This window comes from Kosakonia sp. H7A (assembly GCF_003028445.1).
In the GTDB taxonomy this organism is placed as follows: domain Bacteria; phylum Pseudomonadota; class Gammaproteobacteria; order Enterobacterales; family Enterobacteriaceae; genus Kosakonia; species Kosakonia radicincitans.
The window spans coordinates 200,798-218,080 of record NZ_PYTZ01000004.1 but is presented as its reverse complement, the minus strand read 5'-3'; the positions used below and the strand labels follow the sequence as shown (position 1 = coordinate 218,080).

Annotated in this window: 17 protein-coding genes and 1 other annotated feature; of the genes, 11 read left to right on the top strand and 6 right to left on the bottom strand. The window is 52.8% G+C overall.

Annotation, left to right across the window (positions count from 1 at the left end; genetic code table 11):
- Window positions 1-51: 51 nt before the first annotated feature.
- Window positions 52-696 (bottom strand): YtjB family periplasmic protein, encoded by a 645-nt coding sequence (locus CWM66_RS16120; RefSeq protein WP_107146891.1) that lies wholly within the window; start codon window positions 694-696, stop codon window positions 52-54.
- A gap of 118 nt (window positions 697-814) precedes the next feature.
- Here CWM66_RS16120 and serB point away from each other — a divergent pair, with 118 nt between their 5' ends.
- Genes serB through nadR form a run of 3 tightly spaced genes read left to right on the top strand, consistent with a single transcriptional unit; the run spans window position 815 to window position 4,433 of the window.
- The gene (gene serB / locus CWM66_RS16115; RefSeq protein ID WP_007373048.1) at window positions 815-1,786 is read left to right on the top strand and encodes a phosphoserine phosphatase; all 972 of its coding nucleotides are present in this window, start codon (window positions 815-817) and stop codon (window positions 1,784-1,786) included.
- 8 nt (window positions 1,787-1,794) lie between these two features.
- On the top strand, window positions 1,795-3,177 hold the full coding sequence (gene radA, locus CWM66_RS16110) for a DNA repair protein RadA (protein WP_035886666.1): 1,383 nt from the start codon (window positions 1,795-1,797) through the stop codon (window positions 3,175-3,177).
- A 29-nt stretch (window positions 3,178-3,206) separates the two neighbouring features.
- A complete protein-coding gene (nadR, locus tag CWM66_RS16105) occupies window positions 3,207-4,433 on the top strand; it encodes a multifunctional transcriptional regulator/nicotinamide-nucleotide adenylyltransferase/ribosylnicotinamide kinase NadR (protein WP_035886562.1) in 1,227 nt (408 codons plus the stop codon).
- Window positions 4,434-4,460: 27 nt separating this feature from the next.
- Here the strand turns inward: nadR and CWM66_RS16100 are convergent, their stop codons facing one another.
- On the bottom strand, window positions 4,461-4,970 hold the full coding sequence (locus CWM66_RS16100) for a hypothetical protein (protein ID WP_007373051.1): 510 nt from the start codon (window positions 4,968-4,970) through the stop codon (window positions 4,461-4,463).
- A gap of 342 nt (window positions 4,971-5,312) precedes the next feature.
- Window positions 5,313-6,980, bottom strand: a complete 1,668-nt coding sequence (ettA, locus tag CWM66_RS16095; protein ID WP_035886665.1) for an energy-dependent translational throttle protein EttA — start codon at window positions 6,978-6,980, stop codon at window positions 5,313-5,315.
- Window positions 6,981-7,194: 214 nt separating this feature from the next.
- On the opposite strand from ettA, the gene sltY reads away from it, so the two are divergent.
- Window positions 7,195-9,135, top strand: coding sequence for a murein transglycosylase (sltY, locus tag CWM66_RS16085; protein ID WP_107146890.1), 1,941 nt, complete (start codon window positions 7,195-7,197; stop codon window positions 9,133-9,135).
- A gap of 98 nt (window positions 9,136-9,233) precedes the next feature.
- Entirely contained in the window at window positions 9,234-9,563 is a 330-nt protein-coding gene (gene trpR, locus CWM66_RS16080) for a trp operon repressor (RefSeq protein WP_007373056.1), read from the top strand.
- Here trpR and yjjX read toward each other — a convergent pair.
- Window positions 9,554-10,069, bottom strand: a complete 516-nt coding sequence (gene yjjX / locus CWM66_RS16075; RefSeq protein ID WP_071920191.1) for an inosine/xanthosine triphosphatase — start codon at window positions 10,067-10,069, stop codon at window positions 9,554-9,556. The genes trpR and yjjX overlap by 10 nt on opposite strands.
- 99 nt (window positions 10,070-10,168) lie before the next feature.
- Between yjjX and gpmB the strand changes: the two genes are divergently transcribed.
- The gene (gene gpmB, locus CWM66_RS16070; RefSeq protein WP_007373058.1) at window positions 10,169-10,816 is read left to right on the top strand and encodes a 2,3-diphosphoglycerate-dependent phosphoglycerate mutase GpmB; all 648 of its coding nucleotides are present in this window, start codon (window positions 10,169-10,171) and stop codon (window positions 10,814-10,816) included.
- Here the strand turns inward: gpmB and robA are convergent.
- The gene (gene robA, locus CWM66_RS16065) at window positions 10,813-11,685 is read right to left on the bottom strand and encodes an MDR efflux pump AcrAB transcriptional activator RobA (RefSeq protein ID WP_007373059.1); all 873 of its coding nucleotides are present in this window, start codon (window positions 11,683-11,685) and stop codon (window positions 10,813-10,815) included. The two genes, gpmB and robA, sit on opposite strands and share 4 nt — an antisense overlap.
- A gap of 215 nt (window positions 11,686-11,900) precedes the next feature.
- On the opposite strand from robA, the gene creA reads away from it, so the two are divergent.
- A complete protein-coding gene (creA, locus tag CWM66_RS16060; RefSeq protein ID WP_071920192.1) occupies window positions 11,901-12,374 on the top strand; it encodes a protein CreA in 474 nt (157 codons plus the stop codon).
- A 50-nt stretch (window positions 12,375-12,424) separates the two neighbouring features.
- Here the strand turns inward: creA and arcA are convergent, their stop codons facing one another.
- Entirely contained in the window at window positions 12,425-13,141 is a 717-nt protein-coding gene (gene arcA / locus CWM66_RS16055; RefSeq protein ID WP_003856501.1) for a two-component system response regulator ArcA, read from the bottom strand.
- 94 nt (window positions 13,142-13,235) lie between these two features.
- On the opposite strand from arcA, the gene yjjY reads away from it, so the two are divergent.
- The 4 genes from yjjY to thrA all read left to right on the top strand — a co-directional run bounded on the left by yjjY (window position 13,236) and on the right by thrA (window position 17,283).
- On the top strand, window positions 13,236-13,376 hold the full coding sequence (gene yjjY, locus CWM66_RS16050) for a protein YjjY (RefSeq protein WP_086870418.1): 141 nt from the start codon (window positions 13,236-13,238) through the stop codon (window positions 13,374-13,376).
- 398 nt (window positions 13,377-13,774) lie between these two features.
- Window positions 13,775-14,461, top strand: coding sequence for a tRNA/rRNA methyltransferase (locus tag CWM66_RS16045; RefSeq protein ID WP_107146889.1), 687 nt, complete (start codon window positions 13,775-13,777; stop codon window positions 14,459-14,461).
- 210 nt (window positions 14,462-14,671) lie between these two features.
- The gene (gene thrL, locus CWM66_RS16040) at window positions 14,672-14,740 is read left to right on the top strand and encodes a thr operon leader peptide (protein ID WP_071532065.1); all 69 of its coding nucleotides are present in this window, start codon (window positions 14,672-14,674) and stop codon (window positions 14,738-14,740) included.
- Window positions 14,679-14,796: a sequence feature (Thr leader region), on the top strand. (Overlaps the previous gene by 62 nt.)
- Before the next feature lie 24 nt (window positions 14,797-14,820).
- Window positions 14,821-17,283, top strand: a complete 2,463-nt coding sequence (thrA, locus tag CWM66_RS16035; protein ID WP_035886558.1) for a bifunctional aspartate kinase/homoserine dehydrogenase I — start codon at window positions 14,821-14,823, stop codon at window positions 17,281-17,283.

Sequence of the window (17,283 nt, the reverse complement as noted above, 5' to 3'; positions counted from 1 at the left end):
AGCCGATTTCCTTTCTTTGACTTTTCAACAGATTACCATTAGCGGTAACTGCTACTCTTTCTTTTCGTGCTCTTCTTCTTCCGGCACGGATTTGTTAGCCGTCAGCAGGAACGGCGATTGTTGCCAGCGAGTGCGTTTGCCCTGCAGAAGCGTACGTGTTAGCACAACGCCAATGGCCAGCGACAGTAGCAGCATCAGGCGCAGAATATTGGTGGTGTTATCCACCTGGCGGGCTTCCGTCGCCAGCGTGTGGGTATCCAGCGTCAGGCGCAGATAACCCAGCGGGCCGCTTTTCCCCCGAATGGGTTCGACAATTTGTTGATTGAAATAGCCGCCGGCTTTCTTGCCGTCGAGCGCCAGCCGGTCGCGAACGTCAATGCTTTCGCCCGAACGTGCGATGAGATCGCCCTGCGCGTCATACACGCCGGCATCGAGGATCCGGCTCCCTTCCGTAAGCTGGCGTAACACGACACCAATACGTTTTTCATCCGGCGTTTCGGTACGCAGCAGCGGCGTAAGGTTGAGCGTCACCTGACGCGCCAGGGTTCTGGCCAGCTCTTCAAACTGTGGATTGCGCTGGCGTTGATGGTTCTGGCTGAACCAGGATGCGCCCTGCATCAGCGCGACCAGCAATGCCAGACAGATGAGGACTGTTACGGCGCGGTGCAGCCGAAATTTAAGTTTTGCGCGAGCCATATTCCACCTGTTGAAAATTTGAGGCTTAATGTTGCCAGAAGCGCTGGTTACAAGGTAGCCTCATGCGTTATTTTCCCCTCCGATGCTTTCTGGCGCGAACGTTTTTACAGGAGCTTTAATGCTTAACAGTTTGACCTGGTGCGATCTGCCCGACGATGTTTCTCAGTGGCCAGGATTGCCGCTCTCTTTAAGTGGTGATGAGGTCATGCCTCTGGACTATCACGCCGGTCGAAGCGGCTGGCTCCTGTATGGGCGCAATCTTGATAAAACGCGTCTTACGACCTACCAGCGCAAACTGGGCGCGGCAATGGTGATTGTGGCGGCCTGGTGCGTCGATGATTATCAGGTGATCCGTCTGGCCGGTTCGTTAACGCCGCGCGCTTCGCGTCTGGCGCATGACGAAGGCATGGATGTTGCGCCGCTGGGTAAAATCCCACATTTGCGCTCGCCAGGGCTGCTGGTGATGGATATGGATTCCACCGCGATTCAGATCGAGTGCATTGACGAGATTGCGAAGCTTGCCGGTACGGGCGAGATGGTGGCGGAAGTGACCGAACGCGCGATGCGCGGCGAGCTTGATTTCACCGCCAGCTTGCGCAGCCGCGTGGCAACGCTGAAAGGGGCGGATGCCAATATCCTGATGCAGGTGCGAGAATCGTTGCCGCTGATGCCGGGCCTGGTGCAACTGGTGTTGAAGCTGGAGACGCTGGGCTGGAAAGTGGCGATTGCCTCCGGCGGCTTTACCTTCTTTGCAGATTACCTGCGTGACAAGCTGCACCTCACAGCGGCAGTGGCGAATGAGCTGGAGATCATGGACGGCAAATTCACTGGCCAGGTGCTGGGCGATATCGTCGATGCCCAGTACAAAGCCAACACATTGAAAGCTCTGGCTGAGAAGTACGAGATTCCGGTCACGCAAACCGTCGCCATTGGCGATGGCGCGAATGACCTGCCAATGATCAAAGCCGCCGGGTTGGGGATCGCCTTCCACGCTAAACCTAAAGTTAATGAGAAAGCGGAAGTCTCCATTCGTCACGCCGACCTGATGGGCGTATTTTGTATTCTTTCCGGCAGTATCAATAAGAAGTAGAGGTGATTGTGGCGAAAGCTCCCAAACGTGCGTTTGTCTGTAATGAATGCGGCGCGGATTATCCGCGCTGGCAGGGGCAGTGCAGCGCCTGCCATGCATGGAATACCATTACTGAAATCCGTGTGGCCGCTTCGCCCACCGTGGCGCGTAATGAGCGCCTCTCTGGCTATGCCGGGAGCGCGGGCGTCTCGAAAGTGCAGAAACTTTCGGAAATCAGTCTGGAAGAGCTGCCGCGTTTTTCGACCGGTTTTAAAGAGTTTGACCGCGTGCTTGGCGGCGGTGTTGTGCCGGGGAGCGCCATTCTGATTGGCGGTAACCCGGGCGCAGGGAAATCAACGTTGCTGTTGCAGACGCTGTGTAAGCTCGCCGAACAGATGAAAACCCTGTATGTCACCGGTGAAGAGTCGTTGCAACAGGTGGCGATGCGCGCCCATCGCTTGGGGCTGCCGACGGCCAACCTGAATATGCTTTCGGAAACCAGCATCGAGCAAATCTGCATGATTGCCGATGAAGAACAACCTAAATTGATGGTGATCGATTCGATTCAGGTGATGCATATGGCGGACATTCAGTCGTCGCCCGGTAGCGTTGCCCAGGTGCGTGAGACGGCAGCATATCTGACGCGGTTCGCCAAAACCCGCGGCGTGGCGATTGTTATGGTCGGCCATGTTACGAAAGATGGTTCGCTGGCGGGGCCAAAAGTGCTGGAGCACTGTATCGACTGCTCGGTGCTGCTTGACGGCGATGCCGACTCCCGTTTTCGCACCTTGCGTAGCCACAAAAACCGCTTTGGCGCAGTGAATGAGCTCGGCGTGTTTGCGATGACCGAACAGGGACTGCGTGAAGTCAGCAACCCTTCGGCCATTTTTCTTAGCCGCGGGGATGAAGTGACCTCCGGTAGCTCGGTGATGGTGGTATGGGAAGGGACGCGCCCGCTACTGGTTGAGATCCAGGCGCTGGTGGATCACTCGATGATGTCGAACCCGCGCCGCGTGGCGGTTGGCCTGGAGCAGAACCGGCTGGCGATTCTGCTGGCGGTGTTGCATCGCCACGGCGGCTTGCAGATGGCGGATCAGGACGTATTCGTGAATGTTGTCGGCGGGGTGAAAGTAACCGAAACCAGTGCCGATCTGGCGCTGCTGCTGGCGATGGTTTCCAGCCTGCGCGACAGACCGCTGCCGCAGGACCTGGTAGTGTTTGGCGAAGTGGGGCTGGCCGGTGAGATCCGTCCGGTGCCGAGTGGCCAGGAGCGTATCTCCGAGGCGGCCAAACACGGTTTCCGCCGCGCGATTGTTCCGGCGGCAAACGTGCCGAAAAAAGTGCCGGAAGGAATGCAGATTTTCGGCGTGAAGAAGCTCTCGGATGCGCTAAACGTCTTTGACGACTTATAATTGGCTAAAGATTTTTGCAGGAGGCAACAATGTCGTCATTTGATTATTTAAAAACCGCGATTCGCCAGAAGGGCTGCACATTACAACAAGTGGCAGATGCCAGCGGTATGACCAAAGGCTATTTAAGCCAGCTGCTGAATGCCAAGATTAAAAGCCCCAGCGCGCAAAAGCTGGAGGCGTTGCACCGCTTCCTCGACCTTGAATTTCCCCGGCGGCAGAAAAATATTGGCGTGGTATTCGGTAAGTTTTATCCGCTGCATACCGGCCATATCTATTTGATCCAGCGCGCCTGTAGCCAGGTTGATGAATTGCACATTATCCTCGGTTACGACGAAACGCGCGATCGCGAGCTGTTTGAAGACAGCGCAATGTCGCAGCAGCCGACGGTCAGCGATCGGCTGCGCTGGCTGCTGCAAACCTTTAAGTATCAGAAAAATATTCGTATTCATGCTTTTAATGAAGAGGGCATGGAGCCATATCCGCACGGCTGGGATGTCTGGAGTAAAGGCATCAAAGCGTTTATGACAGAGAAAGGCATCACGCCAAACTGGATCTACACCTCGGAAGAGGCTGATGCGTCGCAGTATCTGCAACATTTGGGCATTGAGGCCGTGCTGGTGGATCCGCAGCGTACGTTTATGAATATCAGCGGCTCGCAGATCCGCGAAAATCCATTCCGCTACTGGGATTATATTCCGACGGAAGTAAAACCCTTCTTTGTCCGCACGGTGGCTATTCTGGGCGGTGAATCCAGCGGTAAATCGACGCTGGTGAATAAACTCGCCAATATTTTTAATACGACCAGTGCGTGGGAATATGGCCGGGACTACGTATTTTCTCATCTCGGCGGCGATGAGATGGCGCTGCAATATTCTGATTACGATAAAATTGCCTTAGGCCATGCGCAATATATCGATTTCGCGGTGAAATATGCGAATAAAGTGGCTTTTATCGATACGGATTTTGTTACCACGCAGGCGTTTTGCAAAAAATATGAGGGGCGTGAACATCCCTTCGTACAGGCGTTAATTGATGAATATCGCTTCGATTTAGTGATCCTGCTGGAAAATAATACGCCGTGGGTGAATGATGGCTTAAGAAGTCTGGGCAGTTCGGTTGACCGGAAAGAGTTTCAGGATCTGTTGGTTTCCATGCTACGGGAGAACCATATTGATTTTGTTCGCGTTGAATCGGCCGACTATGATTCGCGGTTTCTGCAGTGTGTCGAATTGGTTAAGAAGCTGATGGGCGCATAAGCGCGGCTACTGGCCGGGTATTTCACTTTACCCGGCAAGCGGATAACTGGTCGGCTGGTTACACAAACTTTCCCAGTGATAGTAAACCTGATTCAGCGTCGCGACAGAAGGCTGGTTCACTTTCTTCAGCATATTGTATTTATGAGTGCTGAACGTTTTCACATCCATTTCGCCGTTGCTGAATATATCGGTCTGCGCTTCTCTGTTAATAATATGTTTGAGCAGCACCCTTTCTTTTCGGGTTAGTGCTAATTTCCCTTCGCGCCTCTTTTTATTTCTCCAGGACTTCTGTTGTAAGGTTCGCTGGAAGACGTCGATTGGCAGGCTTTTACTTATTTTGAAAAAGGGATACAGCAGAAATTTTTCAAAAGAATTATCGCCTTCCGTAATTTCATTCAGCGTTGTCAAGGTGGTAATAACAAGCAGGTGATTATCAAAATCTATAATCACATCATCCGCATTCAGTTTTATCGCATGCTGCTGAATAAGCGTGCGCAGACCGCATTTTAAATATGCATTTTCCGTAATGATCTGCATTGAATATAACCACGTATTGATTCGGCTTAAAGGGTAATCAATGTTATCCGGTGGCTTTTTCGTTAAGCAAGAGCGTGGTTTTTTCATTAGTCATCAAAATATAAAACTATTTATTTGTATTTTTTGTATTTTTTATTCTGTATCTATGGTTTTTGGTGTGCTTTTGCTTTGATTGGCCGTGAGCGGTGAATGCACAAATGCCTGGGTTTGATGCGAATATTATGCAAAAACGAAAACACTTTTTTTGCTCAGCGTTGCAGATGAATTCTCTGCGCGTTTCGGGGGAAGCGTGGTAGGGAAGGGGGAAAAAGCGGATGGGAAATCCATCCGCTTTGACGGTGCTTATTTAGCGATACGTTTGTATTTAATACGTTTGGGCTCCAGCGCTTCAGCGCCAAGCGTACGTTTTTTATACTCTTCGTATTCGGTGAAGTTACCTTCGAAGAACTCGACTTTACCTTCATCCTGGTAATCCAGAATGTGGGTGGCGATACGGTCAAGGAACCAGCGGTCGTGCGAGATAACCATCGCGCAACCCGGGAATTCGAGCAGGGCGTTTTCCAGCGCGCGCAGCGTTTCGATATCCAGGTCGTTGGTTGGTTCATCGAGCAGCAATACGTTGCCGCCGACCTGCAGCAGCTTCGCCAGATGCAGACGGCCTCGCTCACCGCCAGAGAGTTCGCCAACGCGTTTACCCTGATCGGTGCCTTTAAAGTTAAAGCGACCCACATAAGCACGGCTCGGCATTTCGGTATTGCCGATGCGCATGATATCCAGCCCGCCGGAAACTTCTTCCCATACGGTTTTGCTGTTATCCATCGCGTCACGGAACTGGTCAACTGAGGCCAGTTTCACGGTATCACCCAGGGTGATGGAGCCGCTATCTGGCTGCTCCTGACCGGACATCATACGGAACAGCGTCGATTTACCCGCGCCGTTTGGACCGATGATGCCGACAATGGCGCCTTTCGGTACGGAGAAGGACAGATTATCAATCAACTGGCGATCGCCGTAGGATTTGCTGAGGTTGCTGACCTCAACCACTTTGTCACCCAGACGTGCTCCAGGCGGAATAAACAGTTCGTTGGTTTCGTTACGTTTCTGGTATTCCGTGTTGTTAAGTTCTTCAAAGCGCGCCAGACGGGCTTTGCCCTTCGACTGACGGCCTTTCGCACCCTGACGAACCCACTCCAGCTCTTTCTCAATGGATTTACGGCGAGCTGCTTCCTGAGAGGCTTCCTGCGCCAGACGCTGATCTTTTTGTTCCAGCCAGGAGGAGTAGTTGCCTTCCCACGGAATGCCTTCGCCACGGTCGAGCTCGAGGATCCAGCCTGCGACGTTATCAAGGAAGTAACGGTCGTGGGTGATTGCCACCACTGTGCCTTCGAAGTCGTGCAGGAAGCGTTCCAGCCACGCAACGGATTCAGCATCAAGGTGGTTAGTGGGTTCGTCGAGCAGCAGCATGTCCGGCTTTTCGAGCAGCAGACGGCACAGCGCGACGCGGCGGCGTTCACCACCGGAAAGATTCGCGACTTTGGCATCCCAGTCCGGCAGACGCAGGGCATCCGCCGCGCGCTCCAGCTGCACGTTCAGGTTGTGACCGTCGTGCGCCTGGATAATCTCTTCAAACTTACCTTGCTGCGCGGCCAGCTTGTCGAAGTCCGCATCCGGTTCCGCGTACTTCGCGTACACTTCATCCAGACCTTTCAGCGCGTTAACCACTTCGGAAACGGCTTCTTCAACCGATTCACGGACGGTATGTTCCGGGTTCAGTTGTGGTTCCTGCGGCAGATAACCAATTTTGATGCCGGGCTGCGGGCGGGCTTCACCTTCGATGTCTGTATCGATGCCGGCCATGATGCGCAGCAGGGTAGACTTACCGGCACCGTTAAGACCCAGCACGCCGATTTTTGCGCCCGGGAAGAAGCTTAGCGAGATATTTTTCAGAATATGACGTTTCGGCGGGACAACTTTGCCGACACGATGCATGGTATATACGAATTGAGCCACGTTGGACTTCGCCTCTTTGTCATGAGAGTAGTATTCAACAGCGGAGTGTAGCGGTTTTCGACGCTTAATCCCAGCCAACAGCGCCCACACTGTTAAATCACCACAAAAAGGTAAAAAAGTGTGCAGAACATGGCGCGTAGCGGCATGCCCGGTTAGCATTAACTCATTACGCGGCATGATGCTGCCAATAACGTGACAGAAAGAGGAAAGAGCTGTGCAGAGAGCTAAACATGCCGCCTGGCGATTTGCGGCGGCCTGCGTTTGTTTGCTGTCCCTCAGCAATATGGCGCGCGCAGATTCACTGGATGAACAACGTAACCGTTATGCGCAGATCAAAAGCGCATGGGATAACAAGCAAATGGATGTCGTGCAGCAACTGCTGCCCACGCTGACTAATTATCCGCTGTATCCCTATTTACAATATCGCCAGATTACCGACGATTTGATGAATCAACCGGCCATCACGGTGACCAACTTTGTGCAGCAGAACCCGACACTGCCGCCAGCTCGCACTCTTAAATCCCGTTTTGTTAACGAACTGGCGCGGCGTGAAGACTGGCGCGGGCTGCTGGCTTTCAGCCCGGAGAAACCCGCCACTACCGAAGCGCAATGTAACTACTATTTCGCCAAGTGGAACACCGGGCAGGCAGATGAGGCGTGGGCGGGAGCAAAAGAGCTCTGGTTGAGCGGTAAAAGCCAACCGAATGCCTGTGACCGGTTGTTTGGCGCCTGGCGCGCTTCCGGAAAGCAGGATCCGCTGGCATTTCTTGAACGCATCCGGCTGGCCATGAAAGCCGGTAATACGCAACTGGTGACGCTGCTGGCCGGGCAGATGCCCGCTGATTATCAAACTATCTCCCAGGCCATCATTAACCTTGCGAACAATCCCAACAGCGTCATGACGTTTGCCACTACCACCGGCGCGACCGACTTCACCCGGCAAATGGCGGCGGAAGCGTTTGAAAGTGTTGCCCGGCAGGATGTGGAAAATGCCCGTTTGATGATCCCTTCGCTGGCGCAGGCGCAGCAATTGACGGAGGATCAAATCCAGACGCTGCGTGACATTGTCGCCTGGCGTTTGATGGGGAATGACGTGACCAGCGAACAGGCGCGCTGGCGCGATGATGCGGTGATGCGCTCGCAATCCACATCGCTTCTGGAGCGGCGGGTGCGGATGGCGATCGGTGCCGGCGATCGTCGCGGTCTGAATACCTGGCTTTCCCGTTTGCCGATGGAGGCGAAAGAGAAAGATGAGTGGCGTTACTGGCAGGCTGATTTGTTGCTGGAGCGTGGCCGCGATGAAGAGGCCAAATCGATCCTGCATGCGCTGATGCAGCAGCGCGGTTTTTACCCGATGGCGGCGGCGCAACGCTTAGGGGAGGATTACCAACTTCAGATCGATAAAGTGCCTGGTAATCCCGATCCGGCGTTGGTTCAGGGCTCTGAAATGGCTCGCGTGCGCGAATTGATGTACTGGGGGCTGGATAATACCGCCCGCAGTGAATGGGCGAATCTGGTCACCAGCCGCTCGCAGCAAGAGCAGGCGCAACTGGCGCGCTATGCATTCAACCAGCACTGGTGGGATCTCAGCGTGCAGGCCACCATTGCCGGTAAATTGTGGGATCATCTGGAAGAGCGATTCCCGCTGGCCTACAGCGATTTGTATGCGCGTTACACCAACGGTAAAGCCATTAGCCAGAGCTATGCGATGGCGATTTCCCGCCAGGAGAGCGCGTGGAATCCAACGGCGCGTTCGCCGGTCGGCGCGAGCGGGTTAATGCAGATTATGCCCGGCACTGCCACCCATACAGTGAAGATGTTTAACATTGCCGGTTACCGCAATGCCAGCCAGCTTTTCGATCCGGAAACCAACATCAACATTGGCACCAGTTACCTGCAATATGTTTATCAGCAGTTCGGCAACAACCGGATTTTCTCCTCGGCGGCGTATAACGCCGGGCCGGGCAGGGTACGTAGCTGGTTGAACAACAGCGCCGGAAAACTGGACGCCGTGGCGTTTGTAGAAAGTATCCCGTTCTCGGAAACCCGCAGCTACGTGAAAAACGTCCTCGCTTACGATGCCTACTACCGTTATTTCCTCGATGGTGGCAAACCTGTCATCTTTACTGACGCCGAGTTGCAGCGCCGTTACTGATTTCTAAGGTTTATGCTATGCTGTGTACTCTTTAACGAGTACACTCTTTTCGGAAGCCTGTCTAAAGGGCTTCCGAAACCAACGAATGGCGGAAAACTATGACTCAGCAATCTCCTTATTCAGCAGCAATGGCCGAACAGCGTGACCAGGAGTGGCGACGCTTTGTCGAGTTGGTCAGGCAGTCATATGAAAAGGATCTGCATCTTCCGTTGCTTAATTTGATGCTTACGCCGGATGAGCGCGAGTCGTTGGGGACGCGGGTGCGAATTATCGAAGAGTTGTTGCGCGGCGAGATGAGCCAGCGCGAACTGAAGAGCGAACTGGGCGCGGGCATTGCGACCATTACCCGCGGCTCAAATAGCCTGAAAGCAGCGCCTGCCGATTTGCGCCTGTGGCTGGAGCAGACGCTGCTGAACGATCAGCGGTAAACCGCGTTATGAAACGGGCTTAGCGCCAGAATTACCGCCTGATGGTAAACGCTCTCGCGGGTGAGTTTACCGGCAGTGAAAACACCAATCGCCCCCTCTTTCCGGCCAATCTCATCAATGCCGGTGTAGTTTGACATCACCGGTCCGAGCGCTTCACCGGCACGCACTCTCTGCAAAATGATCTCTGGCAGCGGCAGCGTGGCTGAACGCGCTTCGCCCTGCATTTGAGGGTTTTCGATGACTACCCAGCTAAACGTACTGCCTTCATCAATACCTGCTTCAATGGCAACCCAGAAATCGGCGTCAGGCCGTAGCTTGCGGGCATTGTTCACGCGATTACGTGCGCCAGCCCGCGTTTCCTGACTGCCAAACGGCTGTTCAGGCACGCCGCTATCGACGGAGACAGATTCTATATGGCAGGATCCTTCGCCGAAGATCTCGTTAAAAGCGTGCAGAATAGCCCGAATTTTCGCGGGATTTGTGGTAGCTGAGACAACATGGTGCATAATCTATAATTGGCTTGTCCGAAACGAGACGCGTTCTTTATCCCGGACAAAGACCTTCCTCAGATAATAAATTCATCGCAGTATAATGGATAAAAAAGCATGTTACAGGTATACCTTGTTCGCCACGGTGAAACGCAGTGGAACGCCGAGCGTCGTATTCAAGGCCAGTCAGACAGTCCGTTAACCGACAAAGGGGAAACGCAGGCGTGGCAGGTGGCTGAACGCGCGAAAGCGCTGGGCATCACCCATATTATTGCCAGCGATCTGGGGCGTACCCGTCGCACGGCGGAGATCATCGCTGATGCCTGCGGTTGCGAAATTACGCTTGAGCCACGCCTGCGCGAGCTGGACATGGGCGTGCTCGAACGCCGCCATATCGATTCCCTGACGGAAGAAGAAGAGAGCTGGCGTCGCCAGTTAGTGAATGGCACGGCAGATGGCCGTATTCCTGACGGTGAGTCGATGCAGGAGCTGAGCGATCGTATGCACGCCGCGCTGGCTACTTGTCTGGAGCTACCGGAAGGAAGCCGCCCGATGCTGGTCAGTCACGGTATGGCGCTGGGCTGCCTGGTGAGTACCATTCTCGGGCTTCCGGCTTATGCTGAACGCCGTCTGCGTCTGCGCAACTGCTCCATCTCCCGCATCGATTACCAGCACAGCCCGTGGCTGGCATCCGGCTGGGTGGTGGAAACTGCAGGCGATGTTTCGCATCTCGACGCCCCTGCGCTGGATGAATTACAGCGTTAACGGCGGATAGGCACCAGATATTCGCAGCGAATGTGTAACGGCGGCTCACGATCGCGTGAGTCGTCATGCTGCGGGTAGAAATGCTCAATATCCTGACCTTTGCGGCGCGTAAGGTTGAGCATTGGCATGCACGTGCCATAAACGGTCAGAATAAAGTCCTGTAGCCCGTCCGGAGAGCCTTCAAAAGAGAAAGCCACGTAATCGCCGCCCTCCAGTAATACCGGCTGCGCATTGCTCAAATAACCATTCGCCATTTCCGGCGTCAGCGCCGTGGTGTAAAACACCTCCTGCTCATCATCTTTCTCGAGGCTGGGGCGCGGTTCGTGCAGCCCGTACAATTCCTGAGGAAGCGTCGGCGCATTGCTTAAAAATTCACGCCAGAACTGGATGCGCATTTGGTTGCGGAAATCGGAGATCTCCTCCAGCGAGCAGGTATAGCTCTGCGTTGTGCCGATCAGGTGCATTTGCGGCAGCGTTACAAATTCATGTTTAGGCAAGGTAAACTCGCCAAGACGCAGCGGCGGGCGGATGCCAAAGGCGCTCCAGTCCGGCGAACGGCGATAGAGCGCTGGCGTGACGGTAAACTGTTTTTTGAAAGCACGGGTGAACGTTTGCTGTGAATCGAAACGATACTGTAGCGCAATATCAAGAATAGGACGGGCGGTAAGCCGTAATGCGACTGCGGATTTTGACAGGCGACGAGCGCGGATGTAAGCACCAATGGCGTGGCCGGTGACGTCTTTGAACATCCGTTGCAAATGCCACTTGGAATAGCCCGCTTTTGCCGCCACATTATCTAATGAGAGCGGCTGATCCAGATGGCCTTCCAGCCAGGCGAGTAGGTCGCGAATGATCCCAGCCTGATCCATACAATATCCTCTTCCTTAATACAGCGATGAACACCTGATACCAGGGGACGGATAATAGCGGGTTTTTAAGGCTTTAGCATTCGGTGTTTTTTTTGTGCACAAATCCGCATTGTGACTGATTTTCATCATAAATTTTGTAAATCGGTGATCTGCAAACAGTTTCTCATTTGAAAACTGAATAGTTGCTAAACGTAATATTCAAAAATGGTAACAATATGAAATACACGAAGTTATGCATTCCTGCGTTGATATTGATGGCGTGGAGTTCAGCCCAGGCGGAACAGATTGGTTCTGTGGATACGGTATTTAAAATGTTTGGCCCGGATCACAAAATTGTAGTTGAGGCGTTTGACGACCCGGACGTTAAAAACGTGACCTGTTATATCAGCCGGGCGAAAACCGGCGGTATCAAAGGCGGGCTGGGGCTGGCGGAGGATACTTCAGATGCTGCCATTTCTTGCCAGCAGGTTGGGCCGGTTGAACTGAGCGATAAAATTAAAAACGGCAAGGCACAGGGCGATGTGGTCTTCCAGAAACGGACTTCGCTGGTATTTAAAAAATTGCAGGTGGTGCGTTTCTATGACGCAAAACGTAACACTTTGGCATATTTAGCCTACTCCGACAAAGTCGTCGAAGGTTCGCCGAAGAATGCCTTAAGCGCAGTTCCTATCATTCCGTGGAGCAAATAGTGGAAATAAAAAAGCGGCGCCTGAGCGCCGCTTTTTTTATCAATCTTCGCTTATTCCTGCAGGTCGCCGCAGAAACGGTAACCTTCACCGTGAATGGTGGCGATGATTTCCGGTGTGTCCGGCGTGGATTCAAAATGTTTGCGAATGCGGCGAATCGTCACGTCCACGGTACGGTCGTGTGGTTTCAGCTCGCGGCCTGTCATTTTTTTCAACAGTTCGGCACGGGACTGGATTTTCCCCGGATTTTCGCAGAAGTGCAGCATCGCGCGGAATTCACTGCGCGGCAGCTTATACTGTTCGCCGTTTGGGCTGATCAGTGAGCGGCTGTTGATATCCAACTCCCAACCGTTGAACTTGTAGCTGTCAACGCTGCGGCGTTCTTCGCTGACCGTGCCCAGATTCATGGTACGGGACAGCAGATTGCGTGCGCGAATAGTCAGTTCACGTGGGTTGAACGGCTTCGTGATGTAGTCGTCGGCACCAATTTCGAGGCCCAAAATCTTATCGACTTCGTTATCACGTCCGGTCAGGAACATCAGGGCGACGTTCGCCTGCTCACGCAGTTCGCGCGCCAGCAAAAGACCGTTTTTACCTGGCAGGTTAATATCCATAATCACCAGGTTGATATCATTTTCAGAAAGAATCTGATGCATTTCAGCGCCATCAGTCGCTTCAAAGACATCGTAGCCTTCTGCTTCGAAAATGCTTTTTAACGTGTTGCGTGTTACCAACTCGTCTTCAACAATAAGAATGTGCGGGGTCTGCATGTTTGCTACCTAAATTGCCAACTAAATCGAAACAGGAAGTACAAAAGTCCCTGACCAGCCTGGTGCATGTCGAAAATTAACATGACGGCATAACATGACTAAAGTACGTAATTGCGTTCTTGATGCACTTTCCATCAACGTCAACAACATCATTAGCTTGGTCGTGGGCACTTTCCCTCTGAACCCGACAGTGTCAAAAACGGCTGTCATCCTAACCATTTTAACAGCAACATAACAGGCTAAGACGTAAATGACACCCAATAAAACTACGCTTCGTTGACATATATCAAGTTCAATTGTAGCACGTTAACAGTCTGGCGAAATCCTCACAGCCAAATGCCAGCGCTTGCGACTATTTATCAATAAACCAACTAGTTGCGCATATTAATTGATAAATATGATGAATCCAATACAAGAACGAAATACTGTAATAAAATACTATGTATAAACATAGGGATAAGCCCCTTCTGTTAACATCTTAGCAGGTACGATTGCTGATAAACAGTTTAGCTTTTTTTAATTGTGCGTAATCTGAAAATCAGTGATTCGTGTTAGAAAATTGTAAATTCGCTCTGCGTAGTATGTTGATGTCTGTCACATTCTCCTGCGGAATCAGTAAGAAGAGAAAGTAAGATGCAATTGGCTGTTGTACTCGTTTGCCCCGCAAGGCCCGAAAATGTCGGCGCCGCTGCCCGGGCGATGAAAACCATGGGGTTTCATGACTTGCGCATTGTCGATAGCGATGCGCATTTACAGGAAGGTGCGCGCCGTGTTGCCCACGGTTCCGGCGATATCCTTGATAATGTTAAACGTTATGCGGCGCTTGCCGACGCGCTGGCGGATGTTCAGTTCACCATTGCGACCACGGCGCGTAGCCGGGCGAAGTTCCATTATTACGCGACGCCAGCAGAACTGGTGCCGCTATTGCAAGAGAAACGCACGTGGCTTGGCAGTGCTGCGCTGGTTTTTGGTCGCGAAGATTCCGGTTTAACCAATGAAGAGCTGGCGCTGGCGGACATCTTAACCGGCGTGCCGATGGCTGCGGATTATCCATCGCTGAATCTGGGGCAGGCAGTAATGGTTTTTTGCTATCAATTAGCGTCATTAATGCAACAAGCACCTCAGCAAGCGGCTCCGGTTGATGATAATCAGTTGCGCGCATTGCGTTTGCGGGCTCGTGAATTATTGGAGAAACTTGGCGTTGCGGACGATATAAAAATGGCGGACTGGTTGGATCAGCGTCTTGGTCTGCTTGAACAGCGCGACACGGCAATGTTGCACCGATTGCTGCATGATATTGAAAAAAAACTCTCCGAGTAAGTCACTGCGATAAGTTTGTTTTATAGTTAAAGCCGCTGAAATCTATTGTTGTAATGACCCTGTCGCGCTGAAATTAACTGTCGTTTCAGCGCAGCCGGGAAGGCGAATAAAAATGTAAAAAATAAAAATAAATTGACTTAAGCGGGCAGATACTTTAACCAATATAGGCATACAGCACAGACAGATAATATTACAGAGCACACAACATCTATGACACGCATCAGCACCATTACCATTATTACAACCATCACCATTACCACAGGTAACGGTGCGGGCTGACGCGTACAGGAAACACAGAAAAAAGCCCGCACCTGAACAGTGCGGGCTTTTTTTTCGACCAAAGATCAAGGGGTAAAACCATGCGAGTGTTGAAGTTCGGCGGTACATCAGTGGCAAATGCAGAACGTTTTCTGCGTGTTGCCGACATTCTGGAAAGCAATGCCAGGCAGGGGCAGGTAGCGACCGTACTTTCTGCCCCGGCGAAAATTACCAACCATCTGGTGGCGATGATCGAAAAGACCATCAGTGGCCAGGATGCAGTACCGAATATTAGCGATGCAGAACGTATTTTCGCTGACCTGCTGCAAGGGCTGGCCGATGCGCAACCTGGATTTCCCCTCACACAGTTAAAAAACTTCGTCGAACAAGAGTTCGCGCAGATCAAGCATGTCCTGCATGGTATCAGCCTGCTGGGCCAGTGCCCGGACAGTATCAATGCGGCGCTGATCTGTCGTGGTGAAAAACTCTCTATCGCCATCATGGCCGGTCTGCTGGAAGCGCGTGGTCATAAAGTCAGCGTTATCGATCCGGTGGAAAAATTACTCGCCGTTGGTCACTATCTGGAATCGACTGTTGATATTGCAGAATCAACTCGCCGCATCGCTGCCAGCCGCATTCCGCAAGATCATATGGTGCTGATGGCTGGTTTCACTGCCGGTAACGAAAAAGGTGAGCTGGTGGTGCTGGGGCGCAACGGTTCGGATTACTCTGCCGCTGTGCTGGCCGCCTGTTTACGCGCCGATTGTTGTGAGATCTGGACGGATGTCGATGGCGTTTATACTTGCGACCCGAGGCAGGTACCGGACGCCAGGCTGCTGAAGTCCATGTCGTATCAGGAAGCCATGGAGCTTTCCTACTTCGGCGCCAAAGTTCTTCACCCCCGCACAATTACCCCGATTGCCCAGTTCCAGATCCCTTGCCTGATTAAAAATACCGGTAACCCGCAAGCTCCCGGCACACTCATTGGTGCAACGTCGGACGAAGATGGTCTGCCGGTGAAAGGGATCTCCAACCTGAACAACATGGCGATGTTTAGCGTTTCAGGCCCGGGCATGAAAGGCATGGTCGGCATGGCTGCCCGCGTATTTGCGGCGATGTCACGCTCAGGGATTTCCGTCGTCTTGATCACCCAATCCTCCTCGGAATACAGCATCAGCTTCTGTGTGCCGCAGTCCGATTGTGTTCGCGCTCAGAAAGCGATGAATGAAGAGTTCTATCTGGAACTCAAAGAGGGGCTGCTGGAACCGCTGGCAGTGATGGAGCGTCTGGCGATCATCTCCGTGGTCGGCGATGGCATGCGTACCTTGCGTGGTATCTCGGCGAAATTCTTTGCCGCTCTGGCACGCGCCAATATCAACATTGTGGCGATTGCTCAGGGCTCCTCTGAACGCTCTATCTCGGTTGTGGTGAGCAATGATGATGCGACGACTGGGGTGCGCGTTACTCACCAGATGCTATTTAACACCGACCAGGTGATTGAAGTTTTTGTCATTGGCGTTGGCGGTGTCGGCGGCGCGCTGCTGGAGCAGTTGAAGCGTCAGCAAGGCTGGTTGAAAAACAAGCATATCGATCTGCGCGTCTGCGGCGTGGCGAATTCAAAAGCGTTGATGACCAATGTGCATGGCCTGAATCTGGAAAACTGGCAGGCCGAACTGGCGGAGGCGAAAGAACCTTTCAATCTGGGGCGCTTGATCCGTCTGGTGAAAGAGTATCATCTGCTTAACCCGGTGATTGTTGACTGTACCTCCAGCCAGGCGATGGCCGATCAATACGCGGATTTCCTGCGGGAAGGTTTCCACGTTGTCACGCCGAATAAGAAAGCCAACACCTCGTCGCTGGATTACTATCACCAGTTGCGTCGCGCAGCGGAGAAATCTCGCCGTAAATTCCTGTATGACACCAACGTTGGTGCCGGCCTGCCGGTGATTGAAAACCTGCAAAACCTGCTCAATGCCGGTGATGAGTTACAGCACTTCTCCGGGATCCTTTCTGGCTCACTGTCGTTTATTTTCGGCAAACTGGATGAGGGAATGAACCTCTCGGAAGCCACGGCACTGGCGCGCGAGTTGGGTTACACCGAACCGGACCCGCGAGACGATCTCTCCGGGATGGATGTCGCGCGTAAACTGTTGATTCTGGCTCGTGAAACCGGACGAGAACTGGAGCTTTCTGATATTGTCATTGAGCCCGTCTTACCCGCAACGTTTGATGCGTCCGGCGATGTTGAGAGCTTAATGGCGCGCCTGCCACAACTGGATGACGAGTTCGCCTCTCGCGTGGCGCAAGCCCGTGATGAAGGAAAAGTGCTGCGTTATGTCGGTAATATTGAGGAAGATGGCACCTGTCGGGTGAAGATCGCCGCTGTTGACGGTAATGATCCGCTCTACAAAGTGAAAAATGGTGAGAATGCGCTGGCGTTCTACAGCCACTATTATCAGCCGTTGCCGTTGGTATTACGCGGTTACGGCGCGGGTAACGATGTAACAGCAGCTGGCGTATTCGCAGACCTGCTGCGTACCCTGTCCTGGAAGTTAGGAGTCTGA

Coding starts and splice junctions, on each gene's coding strand:
- CWM66_RS16120 (WP_107146891.1), bottom strand. CDS start 696: ATGGCTCGCGCAAAACTTAAATTTCGGCTGCACCGCGCCGTAACAGTC.
- serB (WP_007373048.1), top strand. CDS start 815: ATGCTTAACAGTTTGACCTGGTGCGATCTGCCCGACGATGTTTCTCAG.
- nadR (WP_035886562.1), top strand. CDS start 3,207: ATGTCGTCATTTGATTATTTAAAAACCGCGATTCGCCAGAAGGGCTGC.
- CWM66_RS16100 (WP_007373051.1), bottom strand. CDS start 4,970: ATGCAGATCATTACGGAAAATGCATATTTAAAATGCGGTCTGCGCACG.
- trpR (WP_007373056.1), top strand. CDS start 9,234: ATGACTCAGCAATCTCCTTATTCAGCAGCAATGGCCGAACAGCGTGAC.
- yjjX (WP_071920191.1), bottom strand. CDS start 10,069: ATGCACCATGTTGTCTCAGCTACCACAAATCCCGCGAAAATTCGGGCT.
- gpmB (WP_007373058.1), top strand. CDS start 10,169: ATGTTACAGGTATACCTTGTTCGCCACGGTGAAACGCAGTGGAACGCC.
- robA (WP_007373059.1), bottom strand. CDS start 11,685: ATGGATCAGGCTGGGATCATTCGCGACCTACTCGCCTGGCTGGAAGGC.
- creA (WP_071920192.1), top strand. CDS start 11,901: ATGAAATACACGAAGTTATGCATTCCTGCGTTGATATTGATGGCGTGG.
- arcA (WP_003856501.1), bottom strand. CDS start 13,141: ATGCAGACCCCGCACATTCTTATTGTTGAAGACGAGTTGGTAACACGC.
- yjjY (WP_086870418.1), top strand. CDS start 13,236: ATGACTAAAGTACGTAATTGCGTTCTTGATGCACTTTCCATCAACGTC.
- CWM66_RS16045 (WP_107146889.1), top strand. CDS start 13,775: ATGCAATTGGCTGTTGTACTCGTTTGCCCCGCAAGGCCCGAAAATGTC.
- thrA (WP_035886558.1), top strand. CDS start 14,821: ATGCGAGTGTTGAAGTTCGGCGGTACATCAGTGGCAAATGCAGAACGT.